The following is a 23,921-nucleotide window of genomic DNA, read 5'->3' as shown; positions in this document are numbered from 1 at the left end:
CCTGAGGCGCAACGAAATCGGCCCGCACGACGTGCTGTCGTGCGGGCCGATCGGTCTGCCGTGCCGCGCTCAGCCTGCCAGCAACGCGCCGAGGGCGCGGAGGTGGTCGGTGCCCGCGCCGAGGGCGAACTCGTTGTGTTTGGCGGCGGTGAAGTAGTTGTGCGCGATGTGGTCGCGGTCGATGCCGACGCCGCCGTGCACGTGGACGACGGTGTGCGCGACGCGGTGGCCCGCGTCGGCGGCCCAGAACTTGGCGGTGTGCACCGCTTCGGCGGCGGGCAGGTCCTCCGACAGCAGCCATGCCGCTTGGGTGACCGCCAGGCGCAGGCCTTGGACGTCGATGTAGGCGTCGGCGAGTCGCTGCGCCACCGCCTGGAAGCTGCCGACCGCCTTGCCGAACTGCTCACGCTCCCTGGCGTAGTCGGCGACCAGCTCGAGCGCCCGTTCCAGAGTGCCGAGCTGTAGGGCGCTCAGACCGAGCCAGGCGCGAGTGAGGATCCAGTCCAGGATCTCCGCGCCACTGTCCACCGTGCCGACGAGTTCGGCGGGGGTATCGGTGAGTTCGACCGCGAATTCGGGGCTACGGTCGACCACCTGCTGCGCGGTCACGGTCGCCGCCGCGGGATCGACCAGGAACACCGCGGTGATCCCTGAGACGGTGGCGGGCACCAGAATTCGCTCGGCCCGGTTCGCGAAGGGCACGGTGGTCTTCGCGCCGGTCAGCCGCCAGCCGTCCTCGGTCTCCACCGCGGTGGTGGTGGGTGCGGCGGGTTCCCAGTTGCGCTCCTCAGCCAGCGCGACCGTCAGGATGACGCTGCCCGCGCCCGCCCGGGTGGCCAGCTCCTGTTGCGCCGCGGAACCGAACCGCGCCAGCGCGCCCGCGCCGAGCGCGATCGACCACAGGTACGGCACGGCCGCGAGGTGCTTGCCCAGCTCGCGCAGGATGGCGGTCTGCTCGAGCGAGCCGAGGTCACTGCCGCCGACCGCCTCGGGCAGCGCGGCCGCGAGCACGCCGGTCTCGGCCAGCGAGTTCCACAGCTGCTGATCGAATCGCTCGTCTGCGGTGTCGAGTTCGCGCAGCCGGTCGGCGGTGACGAGCTTGCCGCACACCTCGCCGGTCAGCCGGCCGAGATCGAGTTGGGCTTCGGTGGGGGTGAAATCCATAGCGTTCTACCTGCTTTCGATCAGCGCGCCGCGGCAGGCTGCTTGAGGGCGGTCATGGCGATGATGTCGCGCTGCACCTCGTTGGTGCCGCCGCCGAAGGTCAGGATGAGCGCGGCGCGGTGCATGCGCTCCAGACGGCCGCGCAGTTCCGCGCCGGGGGAGTCCTGGCGCAGGTAGGCCTGCGGCCCGAGCACCTCCATGAGCAACCGGTACGCCTCGGTGGCCAGCTCGGTGCCGTACACCTTGCAGGTGGAGGCATCCCACGGGCGCGGAGCCGCGTCGCCGCCCGCGTCGGCCCGGCTGGCGATCTCCCAGTTCAGCAGCTTGAGGTACTCGACCTTGGCGTGCACCTTGGCCAGGTTGAGCTGCACCCATTCGCGATCGATCACGCGGGAGCCGTCACCGGCCTTGGTGTTGCTCGCCCACTCGACGGTCTGGCGCAGGGCCAGCGCGAGCGGCGCGGCCGAGGTGAGCGCGACGCGCTCGTGGTTGAGCTGATTGGTGATCAGCGCCCAGCCGCCGTTCTCCTGGCCGACCAGCGCGCTCGCGGGCACCCGCACGTCCTGGTAGTAGGTGGCGCTGGTGTCCGGCCCAGCCATGGTGTGCACGGGCGTCCAGGAGAAGCCCTCGGCGGTGGTCGGCACGATGAGCATGCTGATGCCCTTGTGCTTCTTGGCGGTCGGGTCGGTGCGCACCGCCAGCCAGACGTAGTCGGCGTAGGCGATCAGGCTGGTCCACATCTTCTGGCCGTTGATCACGTAGTCGTCGCCGTCGCGCACCGCGGTGGTGCGCAGGCTGGCCAGATCGGTGCCCGCGCCCGGCTCCGAGTAGCCGATGGAGAAGTGCAGTTCACCGGCCGCGATCTTGGGCAGGAAGAACTTCTTCTGCTCCTCACTGCCGTAGTGCATGATCGTGGGCGCCACCGAGTTGATGGTCAGGAACGGCACCGGCGCGCCCGCGATCGCGGCCTCGTCGGTGAAGATCAGCTGATCCATGGTGGGGCGATCCTGGCCGCCGTACTCCTTGGGCCAGCCCAGCGCCAGCCAGCCGTCGTGGCCCATCTGCTGGACCACCTCGCGGTAGACGTTGCCCTGCCCGTACTCGCCGGTCTGCGCGCTCAGGGCCTCCCGGCGCTCGGGGGTGATGAGCCGCGCGAAGTAGTCGCGCAGTTCCGCGCGCAGCTGCTCCTGTTGCGGCGTGTACGCAATGCGCATGGCTATACCTCATGCTTCGTTGGATCGGGTTCCCCCGATCATTGCATATGGACTGAAACATGTTCCAGTATTGATACTGAATCCTCCCGATGACGCCCCGGTGGAGCGGATCGGCTTGTTAGGCTTCGGCCAGAGTGGTGGTAAAGGAGTTGCCATGAAGATCAGTGTCGATCCAGACCAGTGCGAAGCTAATGGAATATGTGTCGGAATCGCCCCCGACGTGTTCGAACTCGATGACGAGGACGTGCTGCACATCGCGAACGCCGATGTGCCCGCCGATCGGCTCGCCGATGTCCAGGATGCCGTCGCGCAGTGCCCCAAGGCGGCGCTGCGGCTGCAGTGAAGGACTCTTGCCGTAAGTTGGAACACGTTCTAGAGTCGGCCGCGTGAGCAATGATCTGAGCCTGGCGGGCCGAGTAGCGATCGTGACCGGCGGCGGCGCCGGACTTGGGCGGGCCGAAGCGCTCGCGCTGGCCGGGGCCGGCGCGTCCGTGGTGGTCAACGATCTCGCGGAGTCCGACGCGGTCGCCGACACGCTCGGCGCGATCCGGGCGCTCGGCGCCAAGGCGGAGTTCGTCGCGGGCAGCATCGCCGAGCGCGCCACCGCCGACGCGCTGATCCGCGCCGCGGAGGAGTCGTTCGGCTCGGTCGACATCGTGGTCAACAACGCGGGCATCACCCGCGACCGGATGCTGTTCAACATGTCCGACGAGGACTTCGACGCGGTGCTCGCGGTGCACCTGCGCGGCCATTTCCTGCTGTCGCGCAATGCCGCCGCCTACTGGCGCGGCAAGTCGAAGCAGGCGGGCGCGCCGGTCTACGGCAGGTTGGTCAACACCTCCTCGGAGGCCGGCTTGCTGGGCCCGGAGGGGCAGGCCAACTACGGCGCCGCGAAGGCGGGCATCACCGCGCTGACCCTTTCGGCAGCGCGGGCGCTGTCGCGCTACGGCGTGCGCGCCAACGCGATCGCGCCCCGGGCGCGCACGGCGATGACCGAGACGGTGTTCAGTCCCGCGCCGGAGGGGGAGCCCGATCCGCTGTCGCCCGATCACGTGGCCCGGCTCGTGGCCTATCTGGCCTCGCCCGCGGCCGACGCGGTCAATGGGCAACTGTTCGTCGTCTACGGGGGGATGGTGGCGCTCATGGCGGCGCCCGTCGTCGAGCATCGGTTCGACGCGGCCGCGGGGGAGTGGTCGCCGCGGGATCTGGCCGACACGCTGGGCGGCTACTTCGCCGATCGCCCCGATGGGCGGACCTTCTCGGCCTCTTCGCTGACCGAGTTGGGGTGAGCCGCGGCGGCTCGCCGCGAGCGCGCAACTGATCAGCTGTCCAACTGTTGATCATGGGATCGGTGCTTGGTAGACATAGGGACGGGTTATGTCTCACCTCACAAAGGTGGGATCATCACTCGCTGACACCGGTTCCAAATTTATATGCCGATCTTTCGAAAAATTGCACTTCAAATGTGTGAAAAGTGCTACCGGCAACACGGTGAACATGTTCTAATCGTTCCGGCGGTGCGGCCACGGTGAGATTCGCGCCGTGTGCTGTGTCGCCGGTGAGCAAGGAGGATCGCGGATGAACGAGGTCCTTGCCGTGCCGTTGCGGGCCGTCGGCGGATTCTTCGAACTCACCGCCGATGTCGCACGCGCCAGCGTGCGCAGACCCTTTCAATGGCGCGAGTTCATCGATCAGTCGTGGTTCATCGCGCGAGTATCGATCGTGCCGACATTGCTGGTGGCCATTCCGTTCACCGTTCTGGTGAGCTTCACGCTGAACATTCTGTTGCGGGAGATCGGCGCGGCCGACCTCAGCGGAGCGGGTGCGGCGTTCGGTGCGGTCACCCAGGTGGGGCCGATCGTCACCGTGCTCATTGTCGCGGGGGCGGGCGCGACCGCGATCTGCGCCGACCTCGGCGCACGCACCATCCGCGAGGAAATCGACGCCATGCGGGTGCTGGGCATCGATCCGGTGCACCGCTTGGTGGTGCCCCGAGTGCTCGCCTCGATGTTCGTCGCACTGATGCTCAACAGCCTGGTGTGCACCATCGGCATCGTCGGCGGATTTCTCTTCTCGGTGTTTCTGCAGGACGTGAACCCCGGCGCGTTCGTCAATGGCATCACGCTGCTCACCCATCTGCCCGAGCTGATCATTTCGGAGGTGAAAGCCGGATTGTTCGGGCTGATCGCCGGACTGGTCGCCTGCTATCTGGGCCTTAATGTCAAAGGCGGACCCAAGAGTGTCGGTGATGCGGTGAATCAGACCGTAGTCTTCGCTTTTATGGCCTTGTTCGTCGTGAACGTGGTGGTCACCGCCGTCGGCATCAAGTTCACGGCGCGGTGATCCGATGGCCTTCGTAATCGAATCCCGCTTCCCCCGTACCGTTCGACGGGTGCGTCGGATGTCGGACTCGCTCGATTCGGTGGGAAAGCATGCCGTTTTCTATGCCCAGGCGCTCGGCGCCATTCCACGGGCGCTGGTGCACTACCGGACCGAGACCATCCGGCTGATCGCCGAGATCAGCATGGGCACGGGCGCGCTGGCGGTGATCGGCGGCACGGTGGTGATCGTCGGGTTCCTGACCCTCTTCGCGGGCGGCACCATCGCCGTGCAGGGCTACAGTTCGCTGGGCAATATCGGCGTCGAGGCGCTGACCGGCTTCTTCGCGGCGTTCATCAATGTCAGGATCGCGGCGCCGGTGATCTCCGGCATCGGCCTGGCGGCCACCATCGGGGCCGGTTCGACCGCGCAATTGGGCGCGATGCGGGTCGCCGAGGAGATCGACGCGCTGGAGTCGATGGCGATCCGGCCGGTGCCCTACCTGGTGGGCACCCGCGTATTGGCCGGGATGATCGCGATCGTCCCGCTCTACGCGCTGGCGGTAATCGCCTCGTTCCTGGCCAGCCGGTTCGCCACCGTGGTGATCTACGGGCAGTCGGCGGGCGTCTACGACCACTACTTCTCCACGTTCCTCATCCCGAGCGACATCCTCTGGTCCTTCGCCCAGGCGATCTTCATGGCACTGGCGGTCATGTTGATCCACACCTACTACGGCTACAACGCCGCGGGCGGGCCGGTCGGCGTGGGTGTCGCGGTGGGCAACGCGGTGCGTACCTCGCTGGTCGCGGTGGTCACGGTGACCTTGTTGATCTCGCTGGCCATCTACGGCACCTCCGGCAACTTCCATCTCTCCGGATAAGACATGGCGGAATCGAAGCAAACGGAAAACCGCCTGGTGCGGGCGCTGCGCGGCGGGCTCGGCCTGAAACTGGCCGGGGCGGCGATGGTGCTGTCGCTGGTCGCGATCATGGCGGTCGCGCTGGTCATGTTCGTCGGCGGGTTCACGCCCACCGCCACCGTCACGGTGGACGCGCCGCGCAGCGGCCTGGTGCTGGACCCGGACGCCAAGGTGAAGGTGCGCGGTGTCGAGATCGGCCGGGTGGCCTCGGTCGACCACACCGACGAGGGCGCCAGGCTGAAGCTGGCCCTCGATCCGGAACTGCTGAAGCTGGTGCCCTCCAACGCGGACGTCGACATCAGGTCCACCACGGTGTTCGGCGCGAAGTACGTCAACTTCATCGTCCCGCAGCAGCCGGCGGCCACTTCGCTGCAACCTGGCGCGGTCGTCACCGCGCAGCGGGTGACCGTCGAGTTCAACACGCTGTTCCAGCACCTGTCCGACGTGCTCGCCAAGATCGAGCCGGAGAAGCTGAACGCGACGTTGTCCGCGCTGGGCACCGCGCTACAGGGCCGCGGGGAGAAACTGGGCGAACTGCTCGAGCAGAGCGACGCCTACCTGCGCGACATCAACCCGTATCTGCCGACGCTGCAACAGGATCTGGCGAAGACCGGCCAGGTCACCGACCTGTACGCGGACTCGGTGAACGACCTGCTGCGCACCGTGGACAACTTCACGGTCACCAGCAAGACCCTGACCCAGGAACAGGACAGCCTGGACAACGTGCTGGTGAATCTCACCGGCTTGGCCGACACCACCGGATCGGTCCTGCGCGACAACGAGAATCAGCTCGGCACGGCGCTGGATCTGCTGCGCCCGACCACCGGATTGCTCGACGAGTACGCGCCCGCGCTGTACTGCCTGATCGGCGGCCTTGGCAAGGCGTTGCCGATGGGTGAGGCGGTCTTCGGTGGCCTGCAGGAAGGCGTCGCGCTGAACACCGGCTTCATGTACGGCGCGAAGCCGTACACCTACCCGGAGGATCTGCCCAAGGTCAACGCGACCGGCGGCCCGCAGTGCGGAGGCATCCTGGACCGGGTGCCGGGCAGCCACTCGGACTATGTCGTCACCGACACCTCGGAGGGGCATGTGTACACACCGTCGACGACACTGAGTGTCAACCCGCCGAAGATCTTCCAGATCCTGTTCGCCGGACTACCGGGGGTGCCGCGCCCGTGAAGAACACCGCGACCACCGTCAAACTGGCCATCTTCACCCTGGTGATGACGCTGATCTTCGCAGGCCTGGCGGTCGTGTTCAGTCAGATGCGCTTCGCGCGGGAGAACGGCTACCACGCCGTGTTCACCAGTTCCTCCGGCATGCTGCCCGGGGCGAAGGTGCGCATCGCGGGCGTGCCGGTCGGCTCCGTCAAGTCGGTGAAGGTGGGCAAGGACTATCTCGCGCACGTCGAGTTCGATGTCGACCGCAAGTACCGGCTGCTCACCAGCACTCGTGCGGCGATCAAATACGAGAACCTGGTGGGCGACCGCTATCTCGAGCTGTCGGAGGGCCCCGGCTCCAACCGCGTCTTGCAGCCGGGCGGCACCATCGCCAAGGAACAGACCGCGCCCGCCCTCGATCTGGACATGTTGCTCGGCGGTTTCCGGCCGCTGCTGCGCGGACTCGACCCCGGCCAGGTGAACGACCTGACCAACGCGCTGCTGCAGATCTTCCAGGGCCAAGGCGGCACGCTGGTGTCGCTGCTCAACAGCGGCGGCTCGTTCGCCAAGACGCTCGCCGACCGGGACGCCCTGATCGGCAGCGTGATCAACAACCTCAACGCGGTCCTGCAGACCATCGATGAGCGCGGCGACCAGTTCGCCACCACGATCGCCGAATTACAGCGCTTGATCAGCGGATTGGCCGCCGACAAGGACCAGATCGGCGACGCGATCCCGCGCATCGCAGGCGCCACCGGTGACCTGACCGATCTGCTCTCCCAAGCCCGCCCCGATCTGCGGGGCACCATCGAGCAGACCGGGCGCCTGGCCACGAATCTCGACGCCGGGTCGGACACGGTCCAGTGGGTGCTGGACCGGCTGCCGTCGACCTATCGCCAGCTGATCCGCATCGGCTCATACGGCTCCTTCCTCCAGCTCTACGTCTGCTCGACGAACTTCCTGGTGGACGGCCCGAACGGCCAGACGATGAAGATCAACATGCCCGGGGCGCAGACGACCGGAAGGTGTGCGGACAACCGATGAAAGAGCAGCGATCACCCGCCATCACCATCGGCATCGTCGGCCTCGTGCTCGCGGTGGCGGTGGCGCTGTCGGCCCTGCAATTCGACCGGCTGCCGTTCATCCGTTCCGGCGCGACGTTCACCGCCTACTTCGCCGACGCGGGCGGCCTGCTGCCCGGCGACCCGGTCCAGGTGGCGGGCGTTCGATCCGGTCGCGTGGAGGACGTCAGCCTGGACGGCGCGAAAGTGCTCGTCCGGTTCACTCTCGCGGAGTCGATCGTGCTCGGTGAGAAGACTTCGGCGGCGATCAAGACCAACACGGTGCTCGGCCGCAAGTCGCTGGAGCTGACGCCGTCGGGCACCGGCGCGCTGCGCGTCGACGACACCATCCCGCTCGAGCGCACCACATCGCCGTATTCGCTCAACGAGGCGCTGAGCGACCTGGCGGGCACGGTGCACGACCTGGACCTGGACCGGGTCGACCAAACCCTCGACGCGCTCTCGGCGACCTTCGCCGACACGCCCGCGCCGTTGCGCTCGGCGCTGGACGGCGTCACCGCGCTCTCCCGCAGCATCAACGCGCGCGATCAAGCGCTGACGGACTTGCTGAAGCGGGCGCAGAACGTGACGAAGATCCTCGCCGACCGGGGCAACCAGATCAGCGCGCTGCTGCTGGACGGCAACGAGCTGCTAGGCGAGCTGGACCGGCGGCGCACCGCCCTCGGGCAGCTGATCGTGTACGTCAACGGACTCGCCCAGCAGCTCTCCGGCCTGGTCGCCGACAACGAGGCGCAGCTGAAACCCGCCCTGGACAAACTGAATTCGGTGCTGGCGCTGTTGCAGCGCAACAAGCAGAATCTCGCGGAGGCGCTGGACGGGCTCGGACCGTTCGCCGCGGCCCTGGGTGAGCAGGTCGGCAGCGGTCCCTACTTCCAGGCCTACGTGATCAACGCGGCGAGCAAGACGCTGCAACCGCTGGTGGACGCGCTGGTGTGGCCGCAGCACCTGCCGAGTGATCTGCAGAGCTACCTCACGCCGTCCCCATCGATCGAACCCGCGATACAGGAGCCGCCGCGGTGAATATCGTACGGAAACTACCTCGCTGGGCGTTGGTGCTGGCCGGAGTGGTCGTCGCGGCGCTCGTGGTCGCCGTCGCGTGGAACGGCATAACCCGGATCGGGACCACCAAGGTCACCGCCTATTTCACCTCCACATCCGGCCTGTACGCGGGCGACGACGTGCGGGTGCTCGGCGTCAAGGTCGGCCGCATCGACGCGATAGAGCCCGGCGCGGATCGGGTGAAGGTGTCCATGACCCTGAATCGCGGAGTCGACGTCCCCGCCGACCCGAAAGCGGTGATCATCTCGCCTTCGCTGGTCTCGGCGCGTTTCATCCAGATCGCGCCCGCCTACGTCGGCGGTCCGAAATTGAAGGACAACGGCGTGATCCCGGTCGAGCACACCGCGGTGCCGGTCGAATGGGACGACATCAAGGCCGAGCTGTCCAAGCTGGCCACCGCGCTCGGCCCGGTCGGCGACGACAAACAGGGGTCGTTCGGCCGCTTCGTCGACACCGCCGCGAACAACCTCGACGGCAACGGGCAGCGGTTCCGCGACACCCTGCGGGAGCTGTCGGCCACCTTGAACACGCTGTCGGACGGCCGCACCGACCTGTTCGGCACCGTGCGCAACCTGCAGAAGTTCGTCGACGTGCTGTCGGCGAGCAACGAGCAGATCGTGCAGTTCGAAGGCAGGCTCGCGTCGGTGTCCTCGGTGCTGGCCGGGGTCTCCTCGGATCTCGGCGCGGGCCTGGACAACCTGGACGCGGCGATCGTCGACGTGCGCCGGTTCATCGCGGGCAGCGGAGCGGAACTCACCGAGGGCGTGCAGCGGCTGGCCGACGCCACCCAAGTGCTGGTCGACAAGCGACCGGAATTGGAGCGCGTCCTGCACTCCGGCCCGACCGCGCTGGTGAACTTCTACCAGATCTACAAACCGGCCCAAGGCACCCTGACCGGCGCGATCGCGCTGAACAACCCGGCCGACCCGCTCGGCTTCCTGTGCGGCTCGGTCCGCGCGCTGGAGACCAACGACTCCGATCGCAGCGCCGACCTGTGCGCGCAATACCTCGCGCCGGTGATCAACAGCCTGAGCATGAACTACGTGCCGATCATGACGAACCCGGCCAGCGGCGTGACCGCGTTCCCCGACCAGCTGGTGTACTCCGATCCCAGCCTGGCCGGGCGGGTGGCGAGCCAGAATCCGGCGCAGCCGCAGCCCGCTCCGGTGAGCATCCCGGACGGCCTCGCCGGGCTGGCCATCCCTGGCCTGACAGGAGGAGGGCGATGATGCCGAGGCGGCGGATGCGCGGCACCGCCGCCGTCGCGGCGGGGCTGGCGGTGGCGCTCGGCGTCACGGGTTGTCAGTGGGACGGATTGAATTCGCTGCCCATGCCCGGCACCGAGGGCACCGCGCCCGGCTCCTACGAGGTGCGCGTCCAGATGCCGAACGTCACCACGCTGACCAGGAATTCGCCGGTGCGGGTGCACGACGTCGCGGTCGGCACCGTCTCGAGGATCGAGGTGGAGGACTGGCACGCGCTGGTCACCGTCTCGCTGAACCCGGACGTGCACTTGCCCGCGAACGCCGTCGCCAAGATCGGGCAGACCAGTCTGCTCGGCTCCAACCATCTCGAGCTCTCCGAGCCGACCGATCAGCCCCCCGAAGGCCAGTTGAAGGCGGGCGACGTCATCCCGCTCGCGCGCGCCGGAACCTATCCGACCACCGAGCAGGTGCTGTCCTCGCTGTCGGTGGTGCTCAACGGCGGTGGCGTCGCGCAATTGGAAACCATCACCCACGAGCTGAATTCCGCGCTCACCGGGCGGGAGGACGCCATCAGGGACTTGCTGCCGCAGCTGAACGAGCTGGCCACGAACCTGGACCGCCAGACCGGCGACATCATCGCCGCGATGAGCGGACTGGACCGGCTCGGCGGTCAGCTCGCCGAGCAGCGCGACGTGGTGGCGGAGGCGATCGAGCAGATCCATCCGGCGTTGACCGTGCTGGCCGATCGCCGCGCGAACATCACCAGGGCGATCACCGCGCTGGGCGAGCTGAGCGACGTCGTGCGGCGCATCGTCGCGGCGAGCGGCGACGACTTGAAGGCCAACCTGCACAGCCTCGTGCCGGTGCTGAAGTCGCTGTCGGACACCGGCAGCGATCTGACCGAGGCGCTGAAGATCCTGGCCACCTTCCCGTTCCCGATGAAGAACCTGGACCACGCGATCAAGGGTGACTACCTCAACCTGTTCATGACCGTGGACATCACCGGCAAGCGGCTGGATTCGAACTTCCTCACCGGAACGCCGCTGGGCGGACGGTTCGGCGGCGTGGAAGGCGCGCTCGGCAGCTTCGCGCCCGGCACGGCAGCGCAGAACGGCGACCCGGCCACGGGTCCGTTGCAGGCGCCGCCGCCCGCGGCGAGCCAGCCCGCCCCGACCATCCCGGGACTCCCGCCGATCCCCGGCATTCCCGCCATTCCCGGGTTGACCGTGCCCATGCCGGGCAACACCGCGCCGCAAGGGGGTCCGGGACAGTGACACTCACCCGGTTCGTCCGTACCCAGCTGATCATCTTCTCCGTGCTGACGGTGATCGGCCTGGTGGTCATGGGCGGCACCTACGTCAAACTGCCCGCGATGTTCGGCATCGGGCGCTACGAGGTCACCGTGCGGCTGGCCGCGACCGGTGGTCTCTACCCGACGGCCAACGTCGCCTATCGCGGCACGAACGTCGGTGTGGTGAAGGAGGTCCGGCTGACGCCGGTCGGCGTGGACGCGAAGCTGTCCATCGCCAGCGACTACAAGATTCCCTCGGATGTCGACGCGTGGGTGCGCAGCGTCTCCGCGGTCGGCGAGCAGTACGTGGACCTGGTGCCCGCGCAGAACCGCACGGGCGGAAACCTGCGCGACGGCAGCGTGATCCCGGTGGAGCGCACCAAGCTGCCGCAAGACGTCGGCTCGCTGCTCGACCAGGCCGACCGGCTGCTGTCGAGCGTCGCGGACACCCGGCTGAAACAGGTCATCGACGAGGCGTTCCTCGCGTTCAACGGCGCGGGACCGGACCTGCAACGGTTCATCGATTCCGCGTCGTTGCTGGTGCAGGAAGCGCAGGCCAACGCGGAACCGACGAAACAGCTGCTCGACCGGATCGGGCCGCTGCTGGACACCCAGGCCCGCTCGGACGCCGCGATCCGTTCCTGGACCGCTGATCTCGCCACGGTCACCGACCAGTTACGCGGTCACGACCCCGCGCTGCGTGGAATCCTGCGCGAGGGCCCGTCCTCGATGCAGCGGGTGACCAACCTGTTCGAGGACCTGCGCCCGACGCTGCCGCTGCTGCTGTCGAATCTGGTCAGCGTCGGTCAGGTCGCCGTCACGTATCACGCGGGGCTCGAGCAGATCCTGGTGGTGTATCCGCCGCTGGTCGCCGCGCTGCTGACCGCCGTCCGCGGTCCGCTGGAATACGGCGCGCTGGTCGACTTCATGGCGCTGGTCAACGACCCGCCCGCGTGCACGACCGGCTTCCTCCCGCCCGACCAGCGGCGCTCGCCGAGCGAGCTCGACACCCCGGACACGCCGCCGGGCCTGTACTGCAAGGTTCCACAGGACGCACCCGAAGCGGTGCGCGGCATCCGCAACACGCCGTGCGCCGAGGTGCCCGGTGTGCGCGCCCCGACGCCGGAACTGTGCCGCACGGGGTACGTTCCGATCGGTGACAACCCGCCGTTCGGGCCGCCGCGTCCGGTGGCGCCCGCCGCCGCGCCCGCGAGCGAGCCCCCGGTCGTCGCACCCGCGAGTTACGGTGGCGGCACACCAGCCGCCGCACGGTCGTACGACCCGGCCACCGGCGTGTACATCGGCACCGACGGGCGTACCTACCGACAGGGCGATATCGGACCGGGCGGTTCGGGCGCGGTACCGTCGAGCTGGCAGGCGATGCTCGAGGAGCAGCAACGATGAGTGAGAGCAACGGAGAAGGTCACCGCGCGCGACGGCGTGCGGTGCGCTCGGCCGGGCCGCCGGTCGAGGAGAACGCGACCGGTGGCGTGCGGACCGCGGTCGCGAAGGACCCTGCCGCCGCGACCGAAACCGGCGTCGCGGACGGCGGTACGAGTTCGGTTGCGGCCGAGCCGGAGGTCTCGTCCGCTTCGGCGCCGGTCACGGACGACTCGAGCGTCGATGCGGCGAAGCTATCCGTGACGAAAACCGACGCCCAACCCGACTCCGAGGCAACACCGGCCGAGCCCGAAGGGAACAAACGGCGCGGAGTGCCGCGTGTCCTCGCCGCGGCCGCCGCGGCCTTGCTGGTCGTGGCGCTCGTGGCCGGTGCGGTCGTGTCGGTTGTCGCGATGCACGCGACCCACGAACGTGACCAGCGCCGAGCCGAATACGTGGAAACCGCCAGGCAGGCGATCGTCAACCTGACCACCATCCGCGCGGATACGGCCAAGCAGGACATCGACCGGATCCTCTCGCTGGCCTCGGGGGAGTTCAAGACCGAGTTCGACGGCCGGGTCGACCCGTTCACCAGCATCGTGCAGCAGGCCAAAGTGGTCTCCAGCGGCGAGATCGTCGAGGCCGCGCTGGAAAGCGACGACGATCGCTCCGGACGGGTGCTGGTCGCCGCCAAGCAGACGCTGACCAACGCGGGCCAGGCCGAGCCGCAGACCAGGTACTACCGGTTCCGGGTCACCGTGTCGCGCGGCGATTCGGGGCTGTCGGTGTCCAACGTGGAGTTCGTGGCATGAACGGTCAGGCCCGGAGGCGGCAGCGGAGCGTGACCACGGAGGGCCCCGTTCATGCCGGAATCGGACACAGCATGAACGGTCAGGCCCGGAGGCGGCAGCGGAGCGTGACCACGGAGGGCCCCGTTCATGCCGGAGTCGGACACAGCATGAACGGTCAGGCCCGGAGGCGGCAGCGGAGCGTGACCACGGAGGGCCCCGTTCATGCCGGAGAGGACACAGCATGAGTATGAACGGCATTCGCGCCAAGATCCTGCTAGCGGTCCTCGGTGTGGTCGTCGCGGCGGCCGCTGTGGTCGGCGGCGTGAACGGCTACCGCTATTGGGATGACCGGCAGGCCGAGCAATCGCGCAAGGACGCGGTCGCGACGGCGGGCCGCACTCTCGAGGCCATGTTCACCTACAACCCGCAGACCGTGGACACCGAGCTGCGCAAATCCGCCGACAACCTCAGCGGCGACTTCCGCGCCGACTACCTGACGCTGATCGAGAAGCAGATCGCTCCCGGCGCCAAGGAGAAGCAGCTCACCGTCACTGCGACCACCCAGGCGGCCGGCGTCATCTCCGCCGACCGCTCGAACGCGCAGGTCCTGCTGTTTCTGAACCAGGTGATGACGAGCAAGGACACCCCGCAGGGCACCACCACCGGAAGCCGGGTACGCGTCTCCTTGACGAAGTCCGATTCGCACTGGTTGGTGTCGGCGGTGACGCCGGTCTGACGCCGGTCCGCTGGATTCGCTAGGCCGATTCCGATGACACTGTGCGCGGCAGCCGCACCGTGAACGTCGTCCCGGCCTCGGGCGTACTGCGCACGCCCACCTCGCCGCCGTGCGCCGTCACCAGCGCTTGCACGATGGACAAGCCGAGACCCGTGCCGCCGCTGCTGCGGGCGCGGGAGGTGTCGGCACGGTAGAAGCGCTCGAAGACGCGCTCGGCGTCCTCCGCTGTCAGTCCTGGACCGGTATCCGCCACCTCGAGCAGCACATCGTCGGGGCCGGGGGTGAGCGATACCGTCACCTTCGCGTCGGGCGCGGTGTGGGTGAGGGCGTTGTTCAGCAGATTGCTCAGCACCTGGCGCAGCCTCGCCTCGTCCCCGATCACCTCGAGCGTCCCCTCGCCCGGTTCGATCCGCAGCTCGATGGTGCGGACGGGCCCGTCGGAGTGCCCGGCGGAGACCACGGCGCGCGCGTTGTGCACTCCGTCGCTGGCGACGGCGAGCAGGTCCACCGGGCCGAGTTCCAGCGGGCGCTGCGCGTCCAGCCGCGCGAGCATCAGCAGGTCTTCCACGAGCACGCCCATCCGCTGGGATTCGCGCTCGATGCGGTCCATGAACGCGGCGGGATCGTCGGTCGCGCCCTGCCGATACAGCTCCGCGAACCCGCGGATCGTCGTCAATGGGGTACGCAACTCGTGACTGGCGTCGGCGATGAAACGGCGCATGCGGTCCTCGGACCGGCGGGCCGCCTCCTCGGACGCGGCGGTCGCGGTGAACGCGCGCTGGATCTGCGTCAGCATCCCGTTCAGCGATCTGGACAGCCGGTCGACCTCGGTGTTGGTGTCGCGCACCGGCACCCGGCGGTGCAGGTCGCCTTGGGCGATGGCCGCGGCGGTGCTCTCCACTCGGCGTAGCGGCCGCAAGCTGCGCCGCACCATGAAGTACGCGAGCACCGCCAGCACGGCCAGGACGACCGCCCCGACGATCAGCTCCAGCACCACGAGCCGGTGCACCGTGTCGGTGTTCTGCGTGAGCGGCAGCGCCACTGTCGTCGTGCCCTCCGGTGTGCGCAGCGTCAGCACCCGCCACCGGATCGCTCCTCCGTTCGCGGAGTCGACGGTGTACGGGCCCGTCGGCGGCGTGGCAGGCAGCACCGGCTCCGCGTCGACGGCGAACGCCGGGATGAGGAACGCGCGCCCGTCGGTGCGTATCGAACGCACCCAGAACTGGCTCGGGGCGTGGCGCGGGTCGGGTGGCAGCACCGGTGGCGGCGGCCCACGCCGGGACCATTCCATCGCGCCTCCGCGCAACTGCTGGTCGGTACGGGCGGTCAGCTGCTGTTCCAGGGCCGAGGTGACCACCATGCCGGAGACGAGCAAGCCGAGCCCCGCCGTGAGCACCAACAGAACCATCAGCGTCACGCGCAGCGGGACGGCGGACAGCCAGCCGGAAACCTTCGCGCGCGCGCCGACGATCCGGCCCCGGCTCATGAACCGCTCTTGCGGTGGGGCGCGCGCATCACGTAGCCGACGCCGCGCAACGTGTGGATCAGCCGGGTATCGCCGGTGTCGACCTTCTTGCGCAGGTAGGAGACGTAGGTTTCCACGACGCCGACCTCGCCGCCGAAGTCGTAGCGCCAGACGTGGTCGAGGATGCGCGGTTTGCTCAGCACGGTGCCCGCGTTGACCATGAAGTAACGCAGCAGTGTGAACTCGGTGGGCGACAGCGCGACCGGCTCGCCCGCCTTCCACACCTCGTGGGTGTCGTCGTCGAGTTCGATGTCCTCGAAACGGAGGCGCGAGCTTTCCCGCTGCGGCGCGGCGTGCCCGGCGCGGCGCAGGATCACCCGCAGCCGGGCCACCACTTCCTCCAGGCTGAACGGCTTGGTGACGTAGTCGTCGGCCCCGAGGGTGAGGCCGGTGATCTTGTCCTGCACGTCGTCGCGCGCGGTCAGGAACAGCACGGGCGCGTCGATGCCGTCGGCCCGCAACCTGCGCAGCAGGCCGAAGCCGTCCATGCCGGGCATCATCACGTCCACGATCAGCGCCTGCGGACGGAAGCTGCGCGCCTTGTCCAGCGCCTGCGCGCCGTCGGCCGCGGTGTCGACTTCGAAGCCCTGATAGCGCAGACTCACCGCGAGCAGTTCGACGATCATCGGCTCGTCGTCGACCACCAGCACCCTGGCCTCGGGTGTCTGCTGCACGGGGGCGCCACTCATGGCTTTATCGTCCGCTGTTCGCCTGCGAACTTCCTGGACCGAAGCTGGGTGATTCCTGTGAACGTCGGACTCAGCGGTCCTCGGGATAGACGTCGTCGTCGGTCAGCAGCGCGCTGCCGGCGACCTGGTCCTGTGCCAGCGCGTCGAGGAAGGCCCGCGCCCAGCGATCCACATCGTGCGCAAGCACCTGCCTGCGCAGCGAGCGCATCCGCCTGCGTTTGACGTCGCGCTCGTCCTCCAACGCCGCGACGATGGCGTCCTTCACGTCGTCCAGGTCGTGCGGGTTGCACAGGTACGCCTGCCGCAGTTCCGACGCGGCGCCGGTGAACTCGCTCAGCACCAAGGCGCCGTTGAGCCCGCTGTGGCACGCGACGTACTCCTTGGCGACGAGGTTCATGCCGTCGCGCAGCGGCGTGACCAGCATCACGTCGGCGGCGACGAAGAACGCGACCAGCTCGTCGCGCGGGATCGGACGGTGCAGGTAGTGCACCACCGGGTAGCCGACCCGGGCGAACTCGCCGTTGATCCGGCCGACCTGGCGTTCGATGTCGCCGCGCATCTGGATGTAGCTCTCCACCCGCTCGCGACTGGGCGTGGCCAGCTGGATCATGACCGTGTCGGCGGGGTCGATCCGGCCCTCGACGAGCAGCTCCTCGAGCGCGTTGAGGCGGATATCGATGCCCTTGGTGTAGTCCAGCCGGTCGACGCCGAGCAGGATGTTCTTCGGGTTGCCCAGCTCGGCCCGGATCTTGGCGGCGCGCTCGCGCACCGATCTGCGCCTGGAGTGCTCGTCCAGCTCGGCGGAGGCGATGGAGATCGGGAACGCGCCGACGCGCACCGTGCGGAAACCGACCTGGACGACGCCGAGCTTGGAGCGCACGCCGACCGACCCGCGCGAGGTCGGCTGACCGGCCAGCCTGCGCGCCAGATAGAGGAAGTTCTGCGCGCCGCCGGGCAGGTGGAAGCCGATGAGATCGGCGCCGAGCAGGCCCTCCACGATCTCCGTGCGCCACGGCATCTGCATGAACAGCTCGACCGGCGGGAACGGGATGTGCAGGAAGAACCCGATGGTGAGGTCGGGGCGCAGCATGCGCAGCATCTTGGGCACCAGCTGGAGCTGGTAGTCCTGTACCCACACCGTCGCGCCCTCGGCGGCCACCTTGGCGGTGGCCTCGGCGAAGCGCCGGTTCACGGTGACGTATGCGCTCCACCACCTGCGGTCGTAGACCGGCCGCACGATGACGTCGTGGTACAGCGGCCACAGCGTGCCGTTGGAGAAGCCCTCGTAGTAGTCGGCCACCTCGTCGGCCGACAACGGGACCGGATGCAGTTCGAGGCCGTCCTCGATGATCGGATCCACGTCGACGTTGGGGACGCCCGCCCAGCCGACCCACGCCCCCTTGTTGTTGCGCAGGACCGATTCCAGCGCGGTCACCAGACCGCCCGGGCTGCGTTTCCACCTGGTGCTGCCGTCGGGCAGTCGTTCGAGGTCGACCGGCAGCCGGTTGGCGACGACGACGAAACCGGAGCCAGTACCGGAGCCGGTGGTCTCCGCCGCGGCGTCAGCAGTCGAGGTGTCTCTGGCGTGCTCGGAGTCGTCGGACGGATTCATCTGGTCCACTCACGCATCCTTTGCGCGTTGCTGTATCCCGCTGGAGTTGTGTAGTCGACGTCGCCGTTGGCGTCGAGAACGAGATTATTCGCCTCGAGCGTTCGGTCCAATACCCAACATAGACAACAACATCCGGCATTCGTCCGCGTCCTCGGCGTAGGCCGCGACCACTCGCTGCGCCTGACGCGCCGTTTCGTCGGCGAGTGGTTCCAGATCGTCGTCCGCAATGTCGTTGGCGCTGCCCTTCGCGGCCATCGTCAAGTCCTCCCGGCTCGTGCGCTCTTACCCTGCGAAAAGTCAATGGTATGCGACGCTGGGAGGCGCGCCCGCCGGGGCGTTGGCGCAATGGCGGCGCGCGCCGCCAGGACCACCCCGGTCGACGTGCCTTCCTCGCTGGTCCCTATACCGTGGGGAGCGCAGCACCAACTCCACGAAAGGGTCGACATGCCGCTGGCCACGGTGAACGGGATTTCCCTCAACTATCAGGTGAAGGGTGACCGCGCCAAGGGCTCCGCGCCGCTGGTGGTCATGATCATGGGCACCGGCAGTCCCGGCCGGGTGTGGGAGCTGCACCAGGTTCCGGCCCTGGTCGCGGCCGGTTACCGGGTGTGCACGTTCGACAACCGCGGGATCGCGCCGTCCTTCGAGGCCGCCTCCGGCATGACCATCGACGAGCTGGTCGCCGACACCGCCGCCCTGATCGAGTTCCTGGACGAGGGCCCGGCGCTGGTGGTGGGCACCTCGATGGGGGCGCGCGTGGCGCAGGAGTTGGCACTGGCCCGCCCCGACCTGGTCCGCAAGGCCGTGTTCATGGCCGGGCACGGGCGGCTGGACCAGTTCCAGAAGACGCTCTCGCTCGGTGAACACGAACTCGACGCGGGCGGGGTGACACTGCCGCCGAAATACGAGGCGGCGATCACCGCGGTCATGAATCTCTCGCCTGCGACCATGGCCGAGCCGAACGCCGCGCGCGACTGGCTCGACCTGTTCGAGTTCACCGGCGGGCCGGTCTCGCCAGGCATTCGCGCCCAGCGCAGGATGGATCACGATTTCGACCGGGTGCAGGCCTACCGGGCGATCCGGGTGCCATGTCTTTCGGTCGGATTCGCCGACGACCGGATGATTCCGCCGTATCTGTCCAGGGAGATCGCCGAGGTCATTCCGGGTGCGCGGTACCAGGAGGTACCGGACGCCGGGCATTTCGGATATTTGGAGCGGCCGGAGGCGGTGAACAAGATTCTCCTGGACTTCTTTGCGTCCTGATTGCGAGTCGGCCGAGGTGCGGGCATAGGTAACCGCCCAGGCGTAACGTCTTGCTTGCTAGTGTCGAAACAACGCTCGGGTCTGTCGGCGCCAGGGGTTGGAAGCAACCCGGCACCGTGCGAACCAGGAGCGATCCCGTACATAGCGCCAGTATCCAGTGAGGTGAAATTGAGCACCAACCCCTTCGATGATGAAGACGGCCGCTTCTTCGTCCTGGTCAACGACGAGGAACAGCATTCCCTGTGGCCGGCCTTCGCAGAGGTTCCAGCCGGATGGCGAGTCGTGTTCGGTGAGGACAGCCGCGCCGCCTGCGTCGAGTACGTGGAGAAGAACTGGACCGACATGCGTCCGAAGAGCCTGCGCGACGCCATGGCCGCGGACGACGCGGCTCGTCAGGGCTCTGTCTGACCTGCCGCGCCTCCGGCGCGGCGTGTTCGTGGCTCCTTGACGGCTCCCGTCCGAGTGACCGCCGCTCGCGACTTCTTCGCGGACGCGGCGGCCACTCGGCTATGAGCTGGGCCGCGAACGGCACATGCTCGATCTCGCTTCGCTCGAAAGCAGTTGTCGGGCCGGTACGGTCGCGTTCGGTGCCGAACGCGGATTCCGTTGTGATGCGGACGGCGTACCGGGCTATGATGACAACCGCTTTCCCGCCTCCTTAGCTCAGTGGTAGAGCACTCGCCTTGTAAGCGAGCGGTCGTCAGTTCAATCCTGACAGGGGGCTCCGCGGCCGCTGCGCGTCTGTAGCTCAGTGGTAGAGGCCGTGCTCGATGTTGTAAGCGAGCGGTCGTCAGTTCAATCCTGACAGGGGGCTCCGCAGTCGCTGCGCGTCTGTCGCTCAGTGGTAGAGGCCGTGCTCGATGTTGTAAGCGAGCGGTCGTCAGTTCAATCCTGACAGGGGGCTCCGCAGTCGCTGCGCGTCTGTAGCTCAGTGGTAGAGGCCGTGCTCGATGTTGTAAGCGAGCGGTCGCCAGTTCAATAGTGACCGGGACACCATCGGCACCTCTGTGGTTGCAACCCGTGAGGTCTCTGCGGGGCAGGATGCCGCTCGATTCGATCGGCGGCCCCGACACCGTTCGTCGCGGTCGCGGTCGTCTCCGGCTCGAGTTCGGCTGCGTGATTCGGTCGGGCCGGGCGCTCTCGGGAGTCTCCGAGAGGGCGTCACGATCGCGGCAGGCGAGAGCCGAGGCGGACCGGGCGCACCGCTTGCGCTGGCAGTTGGACGATCTGCGGGCTGTGGCGCGGCCAGAGGGAACGATCGCGGTGGCCGCGAAAGACCTGCCGCCGAACGCGCCGATTCGAATTCGGTGCCTGCGGTGAAGAATTCGTCATCCTAGCCCGCTCCCGAGTGCTCAGCGAAAACGGCTGACCAGTTCGAGAGTGACGGCAAACAGTTGGCAAATTTGATTACCGACTGGCGAGCATGTTTCCCGCTACGAGTCCGTTTGTAGTCTGGTGTGCGCAAATATTTCTCGTGCCGAGCATGTTCAGATCACGCGCAAACACCGGATGGGCCACAAACGGGGCATCTCGGCATACTTCGCGCACATTCGGGTGACTCTAGCTCTGTCGGGTTCTCCATCTGCCGAAAGTTGCTTCAGATGTACGAATACAACGCGTTGCCGCCGACCGTTGCGCGGGCTCGTACGACCAGGGGGGCGCGCGATGACTGAGCTGATCGACTTCTCCGCCGCGCTCATCGAGCCGCAAGCGATCAAAGACGCTGGATACGCGGGCGTCATAGGCTACTTCAGCGATTCCCGTCCTGGCACGAATTTCGGTGCGAAGCCGCTGCGGCGGGATTACTGCGACCGATTACGCGCCATCGGGCTCGAGATAGTCACCAATTACCAGTACGGCAAGGGGGAGACGTCGGACTGGAAAGGCGGTTACGACGCGGGCGTGCGCCACGCGCGGATCGCGCTCGGTTACCACCGCGCGGCCGGCGGGCCGGATTCCCGCCCGCTGTATGCCCCCGTTGACGCGAATCCGTCACTGGACGAGTGGAATTCGCTGATCGCGCCGTTTCTCCGGGGCTGGGCATCGGTCGTCGGTCTGGAATGGACCGGCATGTACGGCAACGCCCGGTGCATCGACTGGGCGCTCGAGGACGGCGTCGCCACGTGGTTCTGGCAACACAACTGGTCCGGTGATTCCTCGATCAACGGCGACCATCCCGCCGCGCACCTCCATCAGATCCGCATCGACGCCGACCGGGTCGGCGGCGTCGTCGTGGATGTCGACAAAGTCCTCGCCGCCGACTACGGCCAATGGTCGAAGGCGAATCCGAACTCAGGGGGAACAATGCAGAAGCCCGATTACGTCGAATTGGACCGGATGGGTGACTCCGCGTCCAGCCGCCACGGTGCGCGCGTCGAGAACTTCCTGCTGCATACCCAGGAAGGCAACGGAACCGCCGAAAGCTTGGCCAACTATCTGAACAACCCGGCGAACGGCGTGAGCTACCACTACACCGTCCGCGATGGCGTGGTGGTCGACGTGGTCGACACCGACCTGGCCAGCTGGTCGGTGCTGGACGCGAACTCGTTCACCATCAACCTCTGCTTCGCGGGCAGCCGCGTCGCATGGAGCCGGGACGACTGGCTGCGCATCCGCGACGATATCCGCATCGCGGCCTGGCTCGCGGTGCAGGACGCGCGCAAATACGGCTTCGACACGTATGTCATCACGCCGCCCTACCAGCGGCGCCAGGGCATCTCCGACCACAAGTACGTCACCGAGTGTCTCGGCATCGGCACGCACACCGATGTGGGACCGAATTTCCCCTGGGACGTGTTCGCCGACGACGTGCGTGGCTTCGCCACCGGCGAGCCGAGCGGATCGGAGCCGAACGCGATCAACGATTGCGCGGCGGCGAATCCGTGGCTCGGTACGCGGATCACGGCAGGGGAGATCGCGACACCCGACGGCGCGGGCCGCTTCGCCCAGTTCGAGCACGGGTACATCTATTGGCATCCGGACACCGGCGCGCACGCCATCCCGGAGACGCTGTGGGGAAAGTTCGAAGCATTGGGTTGGGAGGCAGGCCCGCTCGGCTACCCGATCACCGACCGCACCGTCGTGCACGGGGCGGACGGTCAGACGACGGGTGAGGTGCAAGGCTTCCAAGGCGGAGCGCTCTACCGGCGCCAATCGAGCGACAGCGTGTGCTGGGTGCACGGCGCGATCCGCGACCGCTGGAACCGCTCGGGCTACCAGAGCGGCCCGCTGGGCTGGCCGACGACCGACGAGATCCCCTGGGACACGGGTACCTACCAGGACTTCGAGCACGGCCGGATCTACTGGACCCCGCGCCAGACCCTGGCCACCGTCGCGGTCGGCGGAGTCGACACACCCTTGCACGACGTCGCGAGCTGACCGATAGATGCAGAAAGGTAAGGGTCGACCGCGACGAGCGGTCGGCCCTTACCAAAACCGAGGCGACGACTGATCTCGTACGAACATGGGTAACTCACGGGGTACGCCCAAAACTACGTGGCACGCAACGCAGGACCTGAACGCAAATCACGCACCACCCGACCAGTACGGCCTGAATACCCGGAGAGGCGGGCTAGCCTGGGACGTTGTCGCCGTGGCCGAGGTCGCGCAGCGCCTGCTTGATCTTGGCTTGGGCCTCGTCCAGGGACTCCGGACTCGGGTTCGGGTCGGCGCCGGAGATGTCGAAGTCACCCAGCGAGAAGGCCGGGAACACGTGGACGTGCAAATGCGGCACTTCCAGACCGGCGATCAGCAGACCGGCGCGCGGCGCGTCCCAGGCCGCGCGCACGGCCTGGCCGATCTTCTGTGCGACGGCGGTCAACCGGGCGAGGGTGTCGGCGTCGATGTCCTGCCAGTGGTCGATCTCCTTGCGGGGCACCACGAGGGTGTGACCGGGAGTGACCGGGGCGATGGTGAGGAAACCGACGAACTCGTCGTCCTCCCAGACGAAACGGCCCGGGAGCTGACCGGCGATGATCGCGCTGAAGACAGAAGCCATGTCCCGCAGCGTAGACCGGCCCGTGTGCCCAGGCGCCGGACCGCCCCGCGCTACACCGCGACGAAATGCGACAGGATGCCCTGCACCTCGTAGATGTCCACCTGCCGGTTGAACCGCTTCAGCAGCGGCTCGTCGCCGCCCGAGATCCAGATGGCCAGCTCCGCGTCCAGATCGAAGGTGCCCGCGGTCTCCACCGAGAAGTGGGTGATCGCGCGATAGGGAACGCTGTGGTAGCTCACCTTGCGGCCGGTGACGCCCTGCTTGTCGATGAGGATCAGGCGGCGGTTCGTGAACAGCATCGCGTCGCGGACCAGCAGGTACGCGGCATAGACCTGTTCGCCGTTGCCGAGGAGCTTGGCGTACTCCTGTTGCGCCTGTCCCGGATCGATCCGGCCGGCGTTGCCCATCAGTCCGTCGATCAGACCCATCTCAGCACTTCCTTCGGGTGCTCCGGCGGCTCGAGTGGTCAGGCCCCCGCTCGTGCCGGAAAGGACGACAGTGGTCGGTGTGGGCCG

The 23,921-nt window shown here is 67.8% G+C and carries 23 protein-coding genes and 1 tRNA gene; 16 read left to right on the top strand and 8 right to left on the bottom strand.

Translation table 11 applies throughout. The features are described from left to right. Nucleotides 1–69: 69 nt before the first annotated feature. A complete protein-coding gene (locus ACIA5H_RS06200; RefSeq protein ID WP_397074271.1) occupies nt 70–1,164 on the bottom strand; it encodes an acyl-CoA dehydrogenase family protein in 1,095 nt (364 codons plus the stop codon). 20 nt (nt 1,165–1,184) lie between these two features. Beyond that, the gene (locus ACIA5H_RS06195) at nt 1,185–2,378 is read right to left on the bottom strand and encodes an acyl-CoA dehydrogenase family protein (RefSeq protein ID WP_356963637.1); all 1,194 of its coding nucleotides are present in this window, start codon (nt 2,376–2,378) and stop codon (nt 1,185–1,187) included. A gap of 154 nt (nt 2,379–2,532) precedes the next feature. On the opposite strand from ACIA5H_RS06195, the gene ACIA5H_RS06190 reads away from it, so the two are divergent. The 12 genes from ACIA5H_RS06190 to ACIA5H_RS06135 all read left to right on the top strand — a co-directional run bounded on the left by ACIA5H_RS06190 (nt 2,533) and on the right by ACIA5H_RS06135 (nt 14,320). Further along, nucleotides 2,533–2,721: a ferredoxin gene (locus ACIA5H_RS06190; RefSeq protein ID WP_355076896.1), complete on the top strand. Its 189-nt coding sequence runs from the start codon at nt 2,533–2,535 to the stop codon at nt 2,719–2,721. A 43-nt stretch (nt 2,722–2,764) separates the two neighbouring features. Continuing rightward, nucleotides 2,765–3,667, top strand: coding sequence for a 3-oxoacyl-ACP reductase (locus ACIA5H_RS06185; protein ID WP_379250386.1), 903 nt, complete (start codon nt 2,765–2,767; stop codon nt 3,665–3,667). A gap of 289 nt (nt 3,668–3,956) precedes the next feature. Further along, complete coding sequence (locus ACIA5H_RS06180) at nt 3,957–4,721, top strand: ABC transporter permease (RefSeq protein ID WP_355076899.1); 765 nt, start codon at nt 3,957–3,959, stop codon at nt 4,719–4,721. A 4-nt stretch (nt 4,722–4,725) separates the two neighbouring features. Then, a complete protein-coding gene (locus ACIA5H_RS06175; RefSeq protein ID WP_355076901.1) occupies nt 4,726–5,577 on the top strand; it encodes an ABC transporter permease in 852 nt (283 codons plus the stop codon). 3 nt (nt 5,578–5,580) lie between these two features. Then, nucleotides 5,581–6,795 carry an MCE family protein gene (locus ACIA5H_RS06170; RefSeq protein WP_379250387.1) on the top strand — a complete coding sequence of 405 codons (1,215 nt, stop codon included), beginning with the start codon at nt 5,581–5,583 and terminating at the stop codon, nt 6,793–6,795. After that, on the top strand, nt 6,792–7,820 hold the full coding sequence (locus ACIA5H_RS06165; protein ID WP_355076905.1) for an MCE family protein: 1,029 nt from the start codon (nt 6,792–6,794) through the stop codon (nt 7,818–7,820). The genes ACIA5H_RS06170 and ACIA5H_RS06165 overlap by 4 nt, the downstream gene beginning before the upstream one ends. Continuing rightward, nucleotides 7,817–8,878 carry an MCE family protein gene (locus tag ACIA5H_RS06160; protein ID WP_379250388.1) on the top strand — a complete coding sequence of 354 codons (1,062 nt, stop codon included), beginning with the start codon at nt 7,817–7,819 and terminating at the stop codon, nt 8,876–8,878. The genes ACIA5H_RS06165 and ACIA5H_RS06160 overlap by 4 nt, the downstream gene beginning before the upstream one ends. Further along, a complete protein-coding gene (locus ACIA5H_RS06155; protein WP_397074266.1) occupies nt 8,875–10,146 on the top strand; it encodes an MCE family protein in 1,272 nt (423 codons plus the stop codon). Before ACIA5H_RS06160 ends, ACIA5H_RS06155 begins: the two co-directional genes overlap by 4 nt. Further along, on the top strand, nt 10,143–11,396 hold the full coding sequence (locus ACIA5H_RS06150) for an MCE family protein (protein ID WP_397074264.1): 1,254 nt from the start codon (nt 10,143–10,145) through the stop codon (nt 11,394–11,396). Before ACIA5H_RS06155 ends, ACIA5H_RS06150 begins: the two co-directional genes overlap by 4 nt. Next, nucleotides 11,393–12,817, top strand: coding sequence for an MCE family protein (locus ACIA5H_RS06145; protein WP_397074262.1), 1,425 nt, complete (start codon nt 11,393–11,395; stop codon nt 12,815–12,817). Before ACIA5H_RS06150 ends, ACIA5H_RS06145 begins: the two co-directional genes overlap by 4 nt. After that, nucleotides 12,814–13,605 carry a hypothetical protein gene (locus tag ACIA5H_RS06140; protein WP_397074260.1) on the top strand — a complete coding sequence of 264 codons (792 nt, stop codon included), beginning with the start codon at nt 12,814–12,816 and terminating at the stop codon, nt 13,603–13,605. Before ACIA5H_RS06145 ends, ACIA5H_RS06140 begins: the two co-directional genes overlap by 4 nt. Before the next feature lie 220 nt (nt 13,606–13,825). Further along, entirely contained in the window at nt 13,826–14,320 is a 495-nt protein-coding gene (locus ACIA5H_RS06135; RefSeq protein ID WP_397074258.1) for a h domain protein, read from the top strand. 19 nt (nt 14,321–14,339) lie between these two features. Here ACIA5H_RS06135 and ACIA5H_RS06130 read toward each other — a convergent pair whose 3' ends face one another. The 4 genes from ACIA5H_RS06130 to ACIA5H_RS06115 form a co-directional block, all read right to left on the bottom strand. Then, the gene (locus tag ACIA5H_RS06130; RefSeq protein WP_397074256.1) at nt 14,340–15,806 is read right to left on the bottom strand and encodes a sensor histidine kinase; all 1,467 of its coding nucleotides are present in this window, start codon (nt 15,804–15,806) and stop codon (nt 14,340–14,342) included. Next, nucleotides 15,803–16,534: a response regulator transcription factor gene (locus tag ACIA5H_RS06125; protein ID WP_067795068.1), complete on the bottom strand. Its 732-nt coding sequence runs from the start codon at nt 16,532–16,534 to the stop codon at nt 15,803–15,805. The genes ACIA5H_RS06130 and ACIA5H_RS06125 overlap by 4 nt, the downstream gene beginning before the upstream one ends. Before the next feature lie 70 nt (nt 16,535–16,604). Then, on the bottom strand, nt 16,605–18,146 hold the full coding sequence (locus ACIA5H_RS06120; protein WP_355077052.1) for a trehalose-6-phosphate synthase: 1,542 nt from the start codon (nt 18,144–18,146) through the stop codon (nt 16,605–16,607). Between the two features lie 84 nt (nt 18,147–18,230). Beyond that, nucleotides 18,231–18,401, bottom strand: coding sequence for a hypothetical protein (locus tag ACIA5H_RS06115; RefSeq protein WP_169334155.1), 171 nt, complete (start codon nt 18,399–18,401; stop codon nt 18,231–18,233). Nucleotides 18,402–18,590: 189 nt separating this feature from the next. Between ACIA5H_RS06115 and ACIA5H_RS06110 the strand changes: the two genes are divergently transcribed. The 4 genes from ACIA5H_RS06110 to ACIA5H_RS06095 all read left to right on the top strand — a co-directional run bounded on the left by ACIA5H_RS06110 (nt 18,591) and on the right by ACIA5H_RS06095 (nt 22,787). After that, nucleotides 18,591–19,409: an alpha/beta fold hydrolase gene (locus ACIA5H_RS06110; RefSeq protein WP_379250394.1), complete on the top strand. Its 819-nt coding sequence runs from the start codon at nt 18,591–18,593 to the stop codon at nt 19,407–19,409. 168 nt (nt 19,410–19,577) lie between these two features. Beyond that, nucleotides 19,578–19,817, top strand: a complete 240-nt coding sequence (locus ACIA5H_RS06105) for an MbtH family protein (protein WP_067795192.1) — start codon at nt 19,578–19,580, stop codon at nt 19,815–19,817. Between the two features lie 244 nt (nt 19,818–20,061). Then, nucleotides 20,062–20,133: transfer RNA gene (locus ACIA5H_RS06100), tRNA-Thr, on the top strand. 941 nt (nt 20,134–21,074) lie between these two features. Continuing rightward, entirely contained in the window at nt 21,075–22,787 is a 1,713-nt protein-coding gene (locus ACIA5H_RS06095) for a glycoside hydrolase domain-containing protein (protein WP_379250395.1), read from the top strand. A gap of 193 nt (nt 22,788–22,980) precedes the next feature. Here the strand turns inward: ACIA5H_RS06095 and ACIA5H_RS06090 are convergent, their stop codons facing one another. Beyond that, on the bottom strand, nt 22,981–23,406 hold the full coding sequence (locus ACIA5H_RS06090; RefSeq protein WP_356963645.1) for an HIT family protein: 426 nt from the start codon (nt 23,404–23,406) through the stop codon (nt 22,981–22,983). Between the two features lie 50 nt (nt 23,407–23,456). Continuing rightward, nucleotides 23,457–23,834, bottom strand: coding sequence for a PH domain-containing protein (locus ACIA5H_RS06085; RefSeq protein ID WP_356963646.1), 378 nt, complete (start codon nt 23,832–23,834; stop codon nt 23,457–23,459). Between the last annotated feature and the right edge of the window lie 87 nt (nt 23,835–23,921).

This window comes from Nocardia sp. NPDC051900, from assembly GCF_044452545.1.
Taxonomy (GTDB): Bacteria; Actinomycetota; Actinomycetes; order Mycobacteriales; family Mycobacteriaceae; genus Nocardia; species Nocardia sichangensis.
Note: the sequence above shows the minus strand (reverse complement) of the source record. Positions and strands in the feature narration are given on the sequence as shown.

Bases quoted from the DNA above. Each gene is read 5' to 3' on its own strand.
- ACIA5H_RS06130 (WP_397074256.1), bottom strand. From the start codon at position 15,806: ATGAGCCGGGGCCGGATCGTCGGCGCGCGCGCGAAGGTTTCCGGCTGG.
- ACIA5H_RS06135 (WP_397074258.1), top strand. From the start codon at position 13,826: ATGAGTATGAACGGCATTCGCGCCAAGATCCTGCTAGCGGTCCTCGGT.
- ACIA5H_RS06115 (WP_169334155.1), bottom strand. From the start codon at position 18,401: ATGGCCGCGAAGGGCAGCGCCAACGACATTGCGGACGACGATCTGGAA.
- ACIA5H_RS06085 (WP_356963646.1), bottom strand. From the start codon at position 23,834: ATGGGTCTGATCGACGGACTGATGGGCAACGCCGGCCGGATCGATCCG.
- ACIA5H_RS06125 (WP_067795068.1), bottom strand. From the start codon at position 16,534: ATGAGTGGCGCCCCCGTGCAGCAGACACCCGAGGCCAGGGTGCTGGTG.
- ACIA5H_RS06110 (WP_379250394.1), top strand. From the start codon at position 18,591: ATGCCGCTGGCCACGGTGAACGGGATTTCCCTCAACTATCAGGTGAAG.
- ACIA5H_RS06160 (WP_379250388.1), top strand. From the start codon at position 7,817: ATGAAAGAGCAGCGATCACCCGCCATCACCATCGGCATCGTCGGCCTC.
- ACIA5H_RS06095 (WP_379250395.1), top strand. From the start codon at position 21,075: ATGACTGAGCTGATCGACTTCTCCGCCGCGCTCATCGAGCCGCAAGCG.
- ACIA5H_RS06140 (WP_397074260.1), top strand. From the start codon at position 12,814: ATGAGTGAGAGCAACGGAGAAGGTCACCGCGCGCGACGGCGTGCGGTG.
- ACIA5H_RS06200 (WP_397074271.1), bottom strand. From the start codon at position 1,164: ATGGATTTCACCCCCACCGAAGCCCAACTCGATCTCGGCCGGCTGACC.
- ACIA5H_RS06170 (WP_379250387.1), top strand. From the start codon at position 5,581: ATGGCGGAATCGAAGCAAACGGAAAACCGCCTGGTGCGGGCGCTGCGC.
- ACIA5H_RS06190 (WP_355076896.1), top strand. From the start codon at position 2,533: ATGAAGATCAGTGTCGATCCAGACCAGTGCGAAGCTAATGGAATATGT.
- ACIA5H_RS06175 (WP_355076901.1), top strand. From the start codon at position 4,726: ATGGCCTTCGTAATCGAATCCCGCTTCCCCCGTACCGTTCGACGGGTG.
- ACIA5H_RS06180 (WP_355076899.1), top strand. From the start codon at position 3,957: ATGAACGAGGTCCTTGCCGTGCCGTTGCGGGCCGTCGGCGGATTCTTC.
- ACIA5H_RS06195 (WP_356963637.1), bottom strand. From the start codon at position 2,378: ATGCGCATTGCGTACACGCCGCAACAGGAGCAGCTGCGCGCGGAACTG.
- ACIA5H_RS06090 (WP_356963645.1), bottom strand. From the start codon at position 23,406: ATGGCTTCTGTCTTCAGCGCGATCATCGCCGGTCAGCTCCCGGGCCGT.
- ACIA5H_RS06120 (WP_355077052.1), bottom strand. From the start codon at position 18,146: ATGAATCCGTCCGACGACTCCGAGCACGCCAGAGACACCTCGACTGCT.
- ACIA5H_RS06150 (WP_397074264.1), top strand. From the start codon at position 10,143: ATGATGCCGAGGCGGCGGATGCGCGGCACCGCCGCCGTCGCGGCGGGG.